This is a genomic window from Cardiobacterium sp., from assembly GCF_057314735.1.
The window spans coordinates 15,166-29,031 of record NZ_DBHKZK010000029.1; the positions used below are offsets into that span (position 1 = coordinate 15,166).

At 59.5% G+C, this 13,866-nt stretch carries 15 protein-coding genes; all 15 read left to right on the plus strand.

The features are described from left to right. Positions 1–97: 97 nt before the first annotated feature. The 15 genes from ACO54Z_RS03220 to ACO54Z_RS03290 all read left to right on the plus strand — a co-directional run bounded on the left by ACO54Z_RS03220 (position 98) and on the right by ACO54Z_RS03290 (position 13,795). Positions 98–556, plus strand: a complete 459-nt coding sequence (locus tag ACO54Z_RS03220; protein WP_485995723.1) for a hypothetical protein — start codon at positions 98–100, stop codon at positions 554–556. Positions 557–595: 39 nt separating this feature from the next. After that, on the plus strand, positions 596–952 hold the full coding sequence (locus ACO54Z_RS03225) for a hypothetical protein (RefSeq protein ID WP_485995724.1): 357 nt from the start codon (positions 596–598) through the stop codon (positions 950–952). Further along, positions 952–1,656, plus strand: a complete 705-nt coding sequence (locus ACO54Z_RS03230; protein WP_485995725.1) for an RDD family protein — start codon at positions 952–954, stop codon at positions 1,654–1,656. Before ACO54Z_RS03225 ends, ACO54Z_RS03230 begins: the two co-directional genes overlap by 1 nt. Beyond that, a complete protein-coding gene (locus ACO54Z_RS03235; protein WP_485995726.1) occupies positions 1,653–2,618 on the plus strand; it encodes a stage II sporulation protein M in 966 nt (321 codons plus the stop codon). The genes ACO54Z_RS03230 and ACO54Z_RS03235 overlap by 4 nt, the downstream gene beginning before the upstream one ends. Beyond that, entirely contained in the window at positions 2,599–4,005 is a 1,407-nt protein-coding gene (locus tag ACO54Z_RS03240; RefSeq protein WP_485995727.1) for a hypothetical protein, read from the plus strand. The genes ACO54Z_RS03235 and ACO54Z_RS03240 overlap by 20 nt, the downstream gene beginning before the upstream one ends. Continuing rightward, positions 4,002–5,135: a DUF4350 domain-containing protein gene (locus ACO54Z_RS03245; RefSeq protein ID WP_485995728.1), complete on the plus strand. Its 1,134-nt coding sequence runs from the start codon at positions 4,002–4,004 to the stop codon at positions 5,133–5,135. Before ACO54Z_RS03240 ends, ACO54Z_RS03245 begins: the two co-directional genes overlap by 4 nt. Then, the gene (locus ACO54Z_RS03250; protein WP_485995729.1) at positions 5,132–6,097 is read left to right on the plus strand and encodes an AAA family ATPase; all 966 of its coding nucleotides are present in this window, start codon (positions 5,132–5,134) and stop codon (positions 6,095–6,097) included. Before ACO54Z_RS03245 ends, ACO54Z_RS03250 begins: the two co-directional genes overlap by 4 nt. 547 nt (positions 6,098–6,644) lie before the next feature. After that, a complete protein-coding gene (locus tag ACO54Z_RS03255; protein ID WP_485995730.1) occupies positions 6,645–7,421 on the plus strand; it encodes an ABC transporter ATP-binding protein in 777 nt (258 codons plus the stop codon). 21 nt (positions 7,422–7,442) lie between these two features. Continuing rightward, entirely contained in the window at positions 7,443–8,213 is a 771-nt protein-coding gene (locus ACO54Z_RS03260; RefSeq protein ID WP_485995731.1) for a transporter substrate-binding domain-containing protein, read from the plus strand. A 39-nt stretch (positions 8,214–8,252) separates the two neighbouring features. Next, complete coding sequence (locus ACO54Z_RS03265) at positions 8,253–9,026, plus strand: transporter substrate-binding domain-containing protein (protein ID WP_485995732.1); 774 nt, start codon at positions 8,253–8,255, stop codon at positions 9,024–9,026. 41 nt (positions 9,027–9,067) lie between these two features. Then, positions 9,068–9,841 (plus strand): transporter substrate-binding domain-containing protein, encoded by a 774-nt coding sequence (locus ACO54Z_RS03270; protein ID WP_485995733.1) that lies wholly within the window; start codon positions 9,068–9,070, stop codon positions 9,839–9,841. A 17-nt stretch (positions 9,842–9,858) separates the two neighbouring features. After that, entirely contained in the window at positions 9,859–10,560 is a 702-nt protein-coding gene (locus ACO54Z_RS03275; protein WP_366916329.1) for an ABC transporter permease, read from the plus strand. Further along, complete coding sequence (locus ACO54Z_RS03280) at positions 10,561–11,241, plus strand: ABC transporter permease (RefSeq protein ID WP_485995734.1); 681 nt, start codon at positions 10,561–10,563, stop codon at positions 11,239–11,241. Positions 11,242–11,366: 125 nt separating this feature from the next. Continuing rightward, complete coding sequence (locus tag ACO54Z_RS03285; protein WP_485995735.1) at positions 11,367–12,122, plus strand: DUF6683 family protein; 756 nt, start codon at positions 11,367–11,369, stop codon at positions 12,120–12,122. A gap of 713 nt (positions 12,123–12,835) precedes the next feature. After that, positions 12,836–13,795, plus strand: coding sequence for an IS110 family RNA-guided transposase (locus tag ACO54Z_RS03290; RefSeq protein ID WP_485995736.1), 960 nt, complete (start codon positions 12,836–12,838; stop codon positions 13,793–13,795). Positions 13,796–13,866 lie beyond the last annotated feature (71 nt).

Genomic DNA, 13,866 nt, shown 5'->3' on the forward strand with positions numbered 1-13,866 from the left:
GCGCGAAAGGTGAAGCAGGTTCATGAAAGAGTGGAAATGTTTTATACTCGCCTGCGGTCATTGACCACCGGTTTATCAAGCAAAAAGGAGTGAATACATGAGTTCTGATGACAATTTGTACCGCGCGCCGCAGTCTTCCCTGCAGACAATTGCGCCGGACGGGGAGCTGACCCCGGCGATGGTGGAGTATTTGTCCAAGGGCGCTTTTTGGGCGCGGGTGCAAAGCGTGGGGTATTTTCTCGGTATTATCGCTGTTCCGGTAGGCATTGTGCTGTTGATAAAATCTGGTTCAGCCATTCTTGGAAGTCTGAAAGGAGAGGAGGCAGGGAAACTGCTGTTGATAGGGTTAATCGTGGGATTGCCCGCCATGATTATTTTTGGGGTGCTGGGGATGCGGATGCGGCGTTATGCCGATGCCAGCAAGGCGTTGCAGACAGACGGCAACATGGATGATGCGGAGCAGTGTTTTATCAGCAGCACTTCTTTTTTCAAGATAAGTGCCATCTTGACTATTATTGGCTTTGTTTTTGGTTTGCTGGGCGGGATACTTTCGTAACTGCCCTTCGCTTTTTTGTATTTGGGACAAGGAATTTTTATGAACAATATTTCGGAACATTTGCCTGCGGCCGCCCGCTGGAGCTTTGCCATGTTTGTTGTGATGATTATCAACGTCTTTTTTACACTGCTGTTGTTTTTTAGCAATAATGGCAAGGATCTTCTTTGGAATCTTTATTCGCTGGCGATGGGGATTTGGCAGATTGTTCTTTTTCGTGCTTATTACAAGGCGTGTACGGTGGCGATGGATAGCGGTGAGGCAGGCGATATTGAGCGCGCCTGCGAGGCACAGATGAAGATTATCCGCCTGCTCGGTGTGCTGATGTTGATCGCTATTATTTTTGGCACTATCGCCCTGTTTGGGTGGCTTGCCATGCTGGCAACGGCAGGCCGTTAATGCTCCTCGACGACGCGCTTTATGTGGAAACCCCGGAGGGGGTGCAACTGGTCGCGGTGCTGGCCGATCCGCTGTCGCGGGCGCAGGCGCTGTTGTGCGATGTGTTGTTGATTGTGGTCTGTGTTTTTGTGCTGGCTTTTTTGTCGGTGCGGCTCTTTGGCGGCAGCGCGGCGGCGCACGGCATTTTTCTCGCGCTCACTTTTGTCCTCATTTGGGGGTATTTCTTTTTGTTTGAGTGGTTGTGTGCCGGGGTAACACCGGGCAAGCGCTGGTGCAATTTGCAGGTGATTGGCGCGGATTTGATGCCGCTTTCGGCGGCGCAGGCGGCGTGGCGCAATGTGTTGCGTTATTTGGACTGGCTGCCCGCGTTTTTTGCTGTCGGCACGCTCGCCTTGTTGGTGAGCCCGAAGAATCAGCGCCTCGGCGACTGGATGGCGGGGACGGTGGTGATTTTCAGGAAGGCGCCCGCGCCCGCCGCGCGGGTGTTGCAGCCGGGCGAGGTGTTGCCGCCGCCGTGGCGGCTGTCGCGGCAGGAGCAGCGGGTGTTGATGGATTTTGCCGCGTATGCGGACGCGCACCGTGAGGAGCGGCTGGTCGAGTTGAGCGCGCCGCTCGCGGCGAAGTTGCCCGATTGTGACGGGCGCGAGCGGGTGCGGCTGTTGCGCGCCTGGGGGCGGTTTTTGCGCGGGATGCGTGCGGCATGAAGGAGCAGCAGTTTGTCGAGGTGCATGAGTCGCAGTGGCAGGCGCTGGAGCATTTTTTTTGGCAACGCGAACGCGGCACGCGCCAGCAGGCGTTGTTGACGGATTTTCCGCCCGCCTACCGCGCCTTGTGCGAGCAGCTTGTTTATGCGGAGAATGCCGGGTTTTCGCCCGCGCTCCTGGCGCGTTTGCAGCGTCTCGCCATGCAGGGGCATCAGTTGTTGTACCGCCGTCAGCGCGGCAGCGGCGCGAAGGTTGCCGCTTATTTTTTGTATGAGTTGCCGCAGGCGGTGCGGCGCGAGTGGCGCTATGTAGCGCTGGCGACGGCGCTGTTTGTGTTGCCGATGTTGGCCGCGCTTGGCGTCGGCCTGCTGTTGCCGGAGGTGGCGGCGGAGCAGGCGCAGGAATACGCGGAGATGTACAAGCCGGATGAGGGCAAGCGTATCGGCGAGAGTCGCGGCGCGGACAGCGATGTGCTGATGTTCGGCCATTATTTGAGCAATAACACCGGCATCGGCCTGCGCACGGTGGCAGGCGGCGCGTTGCTCGGCATCGGCGTCTTTGTCGCGCTGATTTATAACGGCTGGCTCTTCGGCATCGTCAGCGCACACATGATTACCCTCGGCTATGCCGGGGTGACGTTTTTTCCCTTTGTGATTACTCACGCGGCGTTTGAGCTGACGGCGATTGTTTTTTCCGGTGCCTGCGGGCTGGCGCTGGCGCGCGGGTTGTTTATGCCCGGCCGGCAGCGGCGCGGCGATGCGGTGCGCGCGTTGTTGCAGCGCTTTTTCCCGATTTTGGTGGCGCTGGTGTTGCTCTTTTTTGTCGCGGCGCTGGTAGAGGCGTTCTGGTCGGCGATTTGGCTGCCGCCGGCGCTGAAGTATTTGAGCGGTGCGGTCTGCTGGGCGCTGGTCATCGCGTATTTTTCGCTGGCGGGTCGCGGTTATGCGCCAATTGTCGATTAAGGTGCGTGCCCGCACGCCGAAGGAGGCGCTCAATCTCGGTTTTATGGTGGCGCGGCTGTATGGTTTCAGCCTGCTGCGCACGCTGTTGCCGCTGTGGGGCGTGGCGGTTTTGCTCGCGCTCGTGGTGTGGGCGGCAAGCGGCGATCCGCTGTGGGCGATTGTGGTGGTGTGGTGGCTGAAGCCGCTGTATGAGCGCCCGCCGCTCGTGCGCCTGAGCCGTCTGGTTTTTCATGAGGAGGCGGATTTTTGGCGCGAGCAGAAATCTGCCTTTGCCCCCGGCATTGTCGCCGAGCTGACGCTGCTGCGTTTCTCGCGGGCAATGGCACCGGTGCGTCATGCGCTACGCCTGCTGGAAGAAGTTGATGGCCGCGCCTACCGCGAGCGGCTGCGTTTTTTCCGCGGTAGCGGCGCAAGTAACGGGCTGCTGTTTTTGTTGATGTTGCTGGAGGCGGTGTGGCTGCTCGCCATGTTGTATGTGTTGCCGCCGTTTGAGATTGACTGGTCGCTGTATCTGCAGGACTACGCCGCCTTTCATGAAGCGGCCTACTGGCTCTATGCCAGTCTCGCCGTGCTCTATTTTCCGCTGGCGGCGCTGACGACGCTGCTCTATGTCGCCTGCGGTTTCATGTTTTATCTGAATCGCCGCATTATCAGCGAGGGCTGGGCGCTGGCGCTGGATTTGCAGGCGTTGGCGGCGCGGCTACCCGCGCTGTTGCTCGCCGCCGGGCTGGCGTTTGCCGTGCTGCACGCGCCCCCGGCGCAGGCGGTGGACGCACAGGCGGACAAGGCCTGGGTGGAGGCGCGGGTCAATGACGCGCAGCAGGGCCCGTATGAAATGCGCGTCGTCCCCCGGCGTGCGGCTTCCGGCGGCGGTAATGGCAATAGTGGTGGAAGCTGGTCGGGTCATCTGCCGCGCAGTAGCGGCTTCGGCGAACTGTCGCGCATCCTCCTCATTGGCGGGGCGCTGGCGCTCGCGGCGTGGCTGTTTGTCATCATCGCCCCCTACAGCGGCGACGGCAGGCGGAAGCAGGCGAAAGCGGCGGCAGGCGACACCGCCGATTTGCACGTCTGGCACGACGGCAAGGCACCGCCGCGCGATGCCGCGCTGGAACAATGGCATTCCGGCAACATGATTGCCGCGCTCGCCGTCCTCTATGCGCGCCTCGTTGCCGCGCCCGAACGGCACCGCCTGCCCGCTTTCATCCGTGGCGAGAGCGAAAGCGAATACCTGCAACGCGCGCAGCCGGGGCTTCCCGCCGCGCAGCAACAATTCCTGCGCGAGCTGTTCGCGCTGTGGCAACGCGGCGTTTACGGCCACGAGACGCTGGCGCGTGAAGCAGTACGCGGCGTGATTGAGCGCTATCTGGCGCTGTGGCAGGGCGTATGAAACCGCGCGCCGGAATCATCGCGGCCGCGCTCATCGTCGCGCTGCTATTGCTGGCAACCTTCCTGCCCGCACACGATGGCAGCGGCACGCGGGAACAAGTCTGGCGCGGCTGGCCGGGTACGGCGGCACACCGCCCCTACGCGCTGGCGCAAGACTTCCTGCGCGAACGCGGCACCGAACTGGAACTGGCCGACCGCCCGCGTGGCGCCTTCCCCCCGCCAGACAAAGACGCGCTGCTGCTGGAAAACAACGGCGCGGATTTGCCAAAATCCCAACAAACCCGCCTGCGCGAATGGGTGACAGCGGGCGGCCTCTTGGTGCTGGAAAGCGGCCACGCGGCGGGTGAAGCCTTCGGTCTGAAATGGCAGACGCTGGAAGAAAAAAGCGACGGCTTCACCTGGCGCACGCGCGACGGCAGCGCCCTGCACATCATCGCCCCGGTCGCGCGCCGCATTGACTACAGCGGCACCGCCACCACACACAAAGATGCGGACGGCAACACCGTAGCGTTGGAGCTCACCGTGGGCCGTGGCCGCGTCGTCGCCCTCGGCCACGACTTCGGCCTGTGGGCGAACCGCGCCGCCTTCGCCTACCCCGGCCAGACCGCCAAAGACGCCCCGGTACCGCTGGCGCAGGGTGACAACGCCGCCTACCTGCACGACCTGCTGCAACAGCACAAACAGGCGCTGCTTATCCAAGGCGGCCTGCCTGGCGAACGCCCGCCGTGGCACTGGCCGGGCGCGCGCTGGTGGCCGCTGCTGGCGACCGCCGCCCTCGCCCTCATCGCGTTGCTCTACTACCACGGGCGGCGCTTCGGCACATTGCTGTTGCCCCCGGCGGGTGCGGCGCGCGACATCGCCCGCCACCTCCGCGCGGCAGGCGGCTACTGGGCGGACAACCGCGACGGCTACACCTTCCTCGGCGAACAAGTGCAAATGCGCCTTGCCGCCGACCTCGCCGCCGGACAACACCACTACCCCGACCGCGCGGCACAACTGGCCGACCTTGCCGACAAAAGCGGCATCAGCGCCGCCACCATCGAAACCCTGCTGACGGCACAAGTGCCGTCGGACGAATCCGAATTTACCGCATACATGACCGCCATCGCGCGGCTAAGGAGCACAATGTGAATGCAGCCCTGGAAGAACTCTGCGCCACCGGAGCCGCCCTGCGCGAAGCCGTGCAGCGCGTCATCATCGGCCAGGAACAAGTCGTCGAAGAAGCGCTGATTGCGCTGCTCTGCGGCGGCCACGTCCTCATCGAAGGCGTGCCGGGACTGGGCAAAACCCTGCTCGTCGAAAGCCTTGCCAAAGCCATCAACGGCCAGTTCCAGCGCATCCAGTTCACCCCCGACCTGCTGCCCGCCGACATCACCGGCAGCATGATTTACGACCCCGGCGAAAGCCGCTTCAAATTCCGCCGCGGCCCGGTCTTCACCAACCTGCTGCTCGCCGACGAAATCAACCGCGCCCCGGCCAAAACCCAGGCGGCGCTGCTCGAAGTCATGCAAGAGCGGCAAGTCACCATCGAAGGCAAAACCCTGCCGCTCGCCGCGCCGTTCATGGTACTCGCCACACAAAACCCCTTCGAGCAGGAAGGCACCTACCACCTGCCCGAAGCGCAGCTTGACCGCTTCCTCCTCAACAGCCGCATCGACTACCCCGCAGAAGCGCAAGAAAAAGCACTGCTCGCCCGCCTGCTCGGCTTTGACACCCCGCTCGCCAACAACACCAGCGCCATCACCCCGCTCCTGGACGCCGCCGCCCTGCCTGCCCTGCAAAAAGCGCTGCTGGAAGTACAAGTGGACGAACGCATCATTGACTACGCGCTGGCGCTGGTGCGCAAAACCCGCGCCATGCCGCAATTCTCCGCGGGCGCCGGGCCGCGCGCGGGCATCGCCCTGCTCGTCACCGCCCGCGCCCGCGCCGTCCTGCAAAAACGCGGCTACGTCATCCCCGAAGACATCAAGGCGCTCGCCCCCGCCGTACTGCGCCACCGCGTGCAGCGTTCGGCAGAAGCCGAAATCGACGACATCAGCACCGACAGCCTGCTGGCACAACTGCTGCAAACCGTGCCCGTGCCACGACAATAACATAAAAGCCCCTCGCCCTTTGGGAGAGAGGACAGGGATGGATCTCGACCCACCATCACAAAACAACCGGCGATATAGCGATACTCACAAAGTTCTGTACAAGGCGCGCCGCCGAAGGCAGTACAGTTTAGTACGGCGAGGCGGCGCAACGCTGTACAGGGCTTTGTGAGGATTGCTATAACGGTGGGGCAAGCCCCACCCTACGGATACGGCAACCGTCGCCCAAACACCCGTCGAAACACTCCCCCCAGGGGAAGCCCGCAGCCCCGCCGCCGATTCGCCAATCCTGTTTACAGATACCTTCTCCGCTCCCCTGAAAGTATAGCCATCCACCGAAAGTTTCAGACAAGGCGCATCGCCGAAGACAGTACGCGGTTGTACGGCGAGGTGATGCAACACCGTATGAGGCTTTTGGTGGATGGCTATAATGGCAGCAGGGTAGGGCAGGGCGATGGCATCCCGTTGCGGTGCGGTATGGCGCCGATTTTGTCATCGCGCCGCGTGGGCGCTGGTGTAGAATTGCCTTCTTTCTTTTTGGGAGTTTCCGGTGGATGCTGTTCCTGCGCTGCAAGCGGTTGATATTCATAAGTCCTTTGGCGATGTCGAGGTGTTGAAAGGGATTTCCCTGACCGCGCACAAGGGCGATGTGGTCTCGATTCTCGGCTCGTCCGGTTCGGGCAAGAGTACTTTTCTGCGCTGCCTCAATTTTCTCGAAATGCCCGATCGCGGCGAGGTCCGCGTTGCCGGCGAGGTGGTGCAAATCAAGGAAAAGCGCCGCGGTCGCCGCGAGGCAGGCAGTCTGCGCCAGATTCAGCGGGTGCGCTCGAAGCTGGCGATGGTCTTCCAGAATTTCAACCTGTGGCAGCACAAGACGGTGTTGCAGAATCTGATTGAGGCGCCGGTGCACGTTTTGAAAGTGCCGAAGGCGGAAGCGACGGAACGCGCAGCGGCGCTGTTGCACAAGGTCGGTCTCTATGACCGGCGCGATTATTATCCGAACAGGCTTTCCGGCGGCCAGCAGCAGCGGGTAGCGATTGCCCGCGCGCTGGCGATGGAGCCCGACGCCTTGCTGTTTGATGAACCGACTTCGGCGCTCGACCCGGAACTGGTCGGCGATGTGCTGCGCTTGATGCAGGAACTGGCAGCCGAGGGGCGAACAATGGTCGTGGTCACGCACGAGATGGGGTTCGCCCGCGAGGTGTCCACCCATGTGATGTTTTTGCATCAGGGGCAGATCGAAGAAGAAGGGCGACCGGAAAAGCTGTTTTTCCACAGCGATTCTGAACGGGTTCGCCAATTCTTGTCCAACAGCCTTAAAGGCTGAACTTCCAAAAGGGGATACATTATGAAAAAAACACTCGTCCTTGCTCTCGCAGCAGGCTTTGCCGCCCAAACGTTCGCCGCTGGTGATGTCCTCATCCTCGCTGCTGAAGGCACTTACCCGCCCTTTTCCGAAATCAAAGACGGGAAAATGACCGGCTTCGATATCGACATTGGCCTCGCCCTCTGTGCAGAAATGAAGCGCGAATGCCGCTTCGAGCAAATCGACTGGGAAGGCCTGATTCCGGCGCTGAAAACCAACAAAATCGACGCCATCGTCGCCTCCATGAACGACACCCCGGAACGCCGCGAAAGCGTCGCCTTCACCGACCCGTATTACACCAACCCCGGCCTATTTGTCCGCGCCAAAGGCAGCAGTATTGAGCCAACTCCAGAGGGCGTAAAGGGCAAAAACGTCGGTGTCTTGCGCGCCTCCATCTTCGACAACTACGTCACCGATAAATTCCCCGAAGCGAATATCCTGCGCTATACCGGGCAGGAAGAAGCCAACCTTGATGCCGTCGCCGGACGCGTTGACCTGCTCTTCGCCGATAAAGTCGTGATGGAAGAAGGCTTCCTGCAACGCGACGAAGGCAAAGACTTCGAAGCCGTCGGCCCCGAAGAAAACGACAAAAAATACTTTGGCGAAGGCATCTCCATCGCCGTGCGCAAAGAAGACGACAAACTGCGCGAAGCCTTCAATACTGCGTTGAAAGCCATCAAAGAAAATGGTGAGTACAAAAAAATCAACGACAAATACTTCAAGTACGACATCTCCGGCGGTACCGCCAAATAACGCCTTTCCCTTTTATCCCACAGACATCAAGGTGCAAACATGAAAAAAATCCTGGCTCTCGCCCTCACTGCTGCCTTCGCCGCTCCGGCTTTCGCCGCTGACGACGTCCTGGTCTTCTCCACTGACGGCACCTATCCGCCATTCTCCGAAACCGGCAGCGACGGCAAAATGACCGGCTTTGACATAGACATCGGCCTCGCCCTCTGTGCCCAAATGAAGCGCGAATGCCGCTACGAACAAATGGACTGGGAAGGCCTGATTCCGGCGCTGAAAACGCACAAAATCGACGCCATCGTCGCCTCCATGAACGACACCCCGGAACGCCGCGAAAGCGTCGCCTTCACCGACCCGTATTACACCAATCCTGGCATCTTCGTCCGCGCCAAAGGCAGCAGCATTGAGCCAACCCCGGCAGGTGTGAAAGGCAAAACCGTAGGCGTACTGCGCGCCTCCATCTTCGACACCTACGTCACCGACAACTTCCCTGATGCCAACATCCAGCGCTACACCTCGCAAGAAGACGCCAACCAGGACGCCCTGGCCGGACGTGTTGACCTGCTCTTCGCCGACAAAATCGTGATGGAAGACGGCTTCCTGCAACGCGACGAAGGTAAAGAGTTCGAACAGGCAGGCGCCGACGTGGACGACAAAAAATACTTCGGCGCGGGCATCTCCATCGGCGTACGCAAAGACGACGACAAACTGCGCGAAGACCTGAATACCGCACTCAAAGCCATCAAAGAAAACGGCGAATACAAAAAAGTGAACGACAAATACTTCAAGTACGACATCTCCGGCGGGACAGCGAAATAAACCGCCCCAACCCCCCAACCCGCAACCACAAAGGTGGACCCATGAAAAAAATCCTGACCCTTGCCCTCGCGGTAGCCTTCACCGCCCCGGTCCTTGCCGCCGAGGACGTCCTCATCCTCGCCACCAACGGCACCTACCCGCCATTCTCTGAAATCGACAGCAGCGGCAAAATGATCGGTTTCGACATTGACATCGGCCTCGCCCTCTGCGCCCAGATGAAGCGCGAATGCCGTTACGAACAAATGGACTGGGAAAGCCTGATCCCGGCGCTGAAAGGCAAAAAAGTTGACGCCCTCGTCACCTCCATGAACGACACCCCCAAACGTCGCGAAAGCGTCTCCTTCACCGATCCGTATTACGCGAACCCCGGTCTCTTCGTCCGCGCCAAAGGTAGCAACATCGAGCCGACCCCGGAAGGCGTCAAGGGCAAAGTCATCGGCGTCTTGCGCGCCTCCATCTTCGACAACTACGTCACCGACAAATTCCCCGACGCCAATATCCAGCGCTACACCTCGCAAGAAGAAGCCAACCTTGATGCCGTCGCCGGACGCGTTGACCTGCTTTTTGCCGACAAAATCGTGATGGAAGACGGCTTCCTGCAACGCGAAGCCGGCAAAGACTTCGAACAGGCGGGCGCCGACGTGGACGACAAAACCTACTTCGGTGAAGGTATCTCCATTGCCGTGCGCAAAGAAGACGACAAACTGCGCGAAGACCTGAACGCCGCACTCAAAGCCATCAAAGAAAACGGTGTGTACAAAAAAGTAAACGACAAATACTTCAAGTACGACATCTCCGGCGGCACGGCGAAATAACCATGCACGGCTACACCATCCTGCTTGAATACAAAGAGCAACTGCTCAAGGGTGCGCTTGTCACCCTTGAGCTCGCCCTCTCCGGCCTCCTCGTCTCGCTCATCTTCGGCATCCTCGCCTGCCTCGGCAGCATGCACAAAAACCCGTGGCTGCGCCTGCCCGCTATCGCCTACACCACCCTCGTGCGCGGCGTGCCCGACCTCATCCAGCTCTTCCTCATCTACTACGGCGGCCAATACCTGCTGAACGCACTCACCACCCGCCTCGGCTGGTCGCATATCGATATCGACCCGCTCTACACCGGCATCTTCGTCATCGGCTTCGTCATGGGTGCCTACATGGCCGAATCCTTCCGTGGCGGCTTCCTTGCCATTCCCAAAGGGCAAATCGAAGCCGCGCGCGCCTACGGCTTCCCGCGTCGTACCATCTTCTGGCGTATCTCCTGGCCGCAAATGCTGCGCTATTCCCTGCCGTCCCTCGGCAACAACTGGCTGGTGCTGATGAAAAATACCGCGCTCGTCTCCATCATCGGCCTGCAAGACATCGTGCGCATCGCCAACGCTGCCGCGCGCACCGCCCAAAAAAAAGACCTCTACGCCGGCTTCTGGTTCTACGGCGCCATGGCGGGCTACTTCCTCCTCCTCACCACACTCTCCATCGCCATCCTCTGGTGGCTGCGGCGGCGCTACTCCGTGGGCTTTGAAGTACAAGGACAATAAATGGACAACACCCAACTCCTCATGTGGCTCGGCGGGCTGTGGCAGACCCTGTGGCTGGTCGGCCTCTCGCTCGCCATCGGCCTTACCATCGCTATCCCCTGCGGCGTCCTGCTCGCCGCGCGCTGCTCAATCATCTGGAAACTGCCCGTCCACATCTTCAGCTACATCTTTCGCGGCACCCCGATGCTTGTGCAGCTTTACGTCTTCTACTACGGCATCGGCCTCGTTATCGGCCGCATCCCCGGCGTGCGCGAGCTTGCCCTGTGGCCGCTCATGCGTCAGGCCTGGCCGTGGGTCATGCTCTCCTTCATATTGAACACCGCCGCCTACACCGCCGAAATCGTGCGCGGCGCGATTGAGACTACCCCGCGCGGCGAAATCGAAGCCGCCAAATCCCTCGGCATGAGCCGCAACCAAATCCGCACCCGCATCATCCTGCCGGGCGCCCTGCGCCGCGCACTGCCCGCCTACGGCAACGAAATCATCTTCATGCTGCACGGCTCGGCGATTGCCAGCACCGCGACCCTGCTTGATATCACCGGCGTCGCCAATACCCTCTTCACCAAAACCTACGAACCCTTCCAACCCTTCCTCATCGCCGCTGGCATCTACCTTGCCATCACCCTGTGCATCGTCGGTTGCTTCCGCCTCATCGAAAAACGGTTGAGCGCCTCATCCTGACCTGATAGCCCGCCAAAAGAGACAACAGCGGGCTTCTTAACATATAAAAACCGTAATCCCGACAGCGCATACAAATACATACATTAGGATGCGCAATCCTGCACAAATCCATTTGGGAGACCACAATGAAACGTACCCTGCTCGCCGCATTCTTCAGCACCAGCATTCTGCTCACCACACCGCAAGTCCAGGCACAAATACTTTACGATTGGAGCGATACCTTCTGGATTGACAAGGTAGTAAACGAGAACATCGAACGCAACAAAAAAGCCCTAGAAAAATTAAAAAGTGAAAATAGCCATTCAACCAGCAGCGAATCTGCCAAACAGGCTACGACCACACAAAACGTCCACAAATACAAACATAGCGACAGCACGACGCACGAAGTCAATGAAGCCATGTTCGCCGCACTCGCGCAGCAACTCAAAAACAAGGGCAGTTATAACGATCAAAGCGAACAGCAACTCACCGCCCTGAAAAACGCCAATCTCATCAAACAGGTCCGGCAGGCTCTCGAATCTGATGGCTACGACACAACCAGCATTGCCACTGCAACCGCCTATGCGATTACTATCAGCTACGGCATCGCCAACAACCTCGATCTCAGCCAGCTCAAAGCCCACGGGCTGGTGCACCAGTTGCAGGAAGTCATGGAAGAAGACAGCACCATGCAAAGCCTGTCCAATACCGACAAACAGAAAATGGCCGACACCCTGTACTGGATAGGCAGCCTGGAAATGGCGATGTACATGGAAGCCCAAAAAAATGGCGACAGCCAGGCGCTTGGCATCATTGCCAACGATGCCCGCTCGATACTCTCCATGCTGGGCGTATCCGGCGACCAGATTACCCAAGGCAGCAACGGCCTGGAAATCCGCTGATGGCCTGAACAGACTGCCTCGCACGGCGGGCCCAAACCCGCCGTCTTGCGTTACCACCATAAACGCCAACACCCGCCAAGCGGGATAACTACGCGGTTTTTACCCAAACAACCAAGAGAAACACATGCGCCATATCCTGCCCACAACCCTCACCGCCTGCCTGCTCGTCGCCTGTGCCACAGGATTTTGCATCGGCAACCGCGTGCGTGCCTGCGGCACACACCCTACGCGCAGCGGAGCTATAGCGATACACTCAAAGTTCTGTACAAGGCGCACCGCTGAAGACTTACGCGGTTGTACGGCGCAAAATGGTTTCGCCATTTTTTTAGGGTGCTCGGTCAGGCGACGCAACACAGTTATGGGGCTTTCGGTGGATGACTATAAATTCCGATAACGGTTAATGCGGCTGCCGCTGAACGGCTCCCTCCCCCTGTGGGGGAGGGCTGGGGTGGGGTTTATTAATCCGCGCGCCGATGGGCTGTAGCGAGTGTAGGGTGGGGCTTGCCCCACCATTAAACTCCAGCGTTCCGGCACGGTGGGGCAAGCCCCACCTTGTATGTTTCCCCGATATATGATGTCAACCAAACAGGTCGCCCGCCTCGGTCCCCACCCTTGGATTAACCACATCCGCATCGTAGTCCACGAGCGGGCGGCCACCCATCAACACAACCGAACAGTTGAAAACTACAACCGAATGCAAGGAAGGTTTATTGATGAGCAACAAAAACTACGGCGGCATTGATGTCGCCAAACAAAACGTCGTTATCGGCATCTTTGGCTACCCAAAAACCAAAACCGAAGCGAACAACCCAAACGGCCACACCAATACCGTCGAATACCTGAAAAAACATAACGTTAACCTTGTCGTACTCGAAAGCACGGGTGGTCTGGAAGTGCCGTTGGCCAATGCGTTGTATGCGGCTGGTATGCGCGTCGTCATCGCCAATCCGCAGCGTACTCACAAATATGCTGAAAGTTTCTCGTTGGGCAAGACCGATCATCTCGACGCCAAAATGCTCGCCGATTACGCGCAGGCGCTGGATGCGAGAAAGATGGTTGACGACATACTTTACGTCCCGCCAAGTGCGGAAATCCAGGAGCTGGAGGCGTTGGTGAAGCGCCGCAGCCAGTTGGTGGAGATGCGCAAGATGGAGAAGAACCGCCTTGAGCAGACCCATGCCAGCCAGAAGGCCAGCGTGACGGCGCTGATTGCGCATTTGGGCGAACTGATTGCCGCGCTGGACAAAGACATCGACAGGTACAACAAGAACGGCTTCGACGGCAAAGGCGAAATTCTCAGCGAGACGAAGGGAGTAGGAAACACGACCTGCGCCACCCTACTGTCGATGATGCCGGAGCTGGGCAAGGTGTCGCACAAACGCGCGGCGGCGTTGGCAGGCGTTGTGCCGCTACCGCACCAGAGCGGCGACAAGGAGAAAAAGACCGGCTGCATCGGCGGGCGCAAGATAGTGCGCAACGCGTTGTACATGGCGGCGCTGACGGCGACGCGCTTTGAGCCGAAAATCAAGGAGTTTTACGAGCGGCTGATGAACCGTGGCAAGCCGTTCAAGGTGGCGATAAATGCGTGTATGCACAAACTGCTGCGGATTTTGAACGCGCGGATGCGGGACTATCTCGCAAGCCTTGAACAGACGGAGGAATCCGGGCCGTAAACCGCATAATTACCGGGTTTGGTTTCCCCAACCGACGGGTTGGGGAACACAGTTGACTACAGATTTATAGC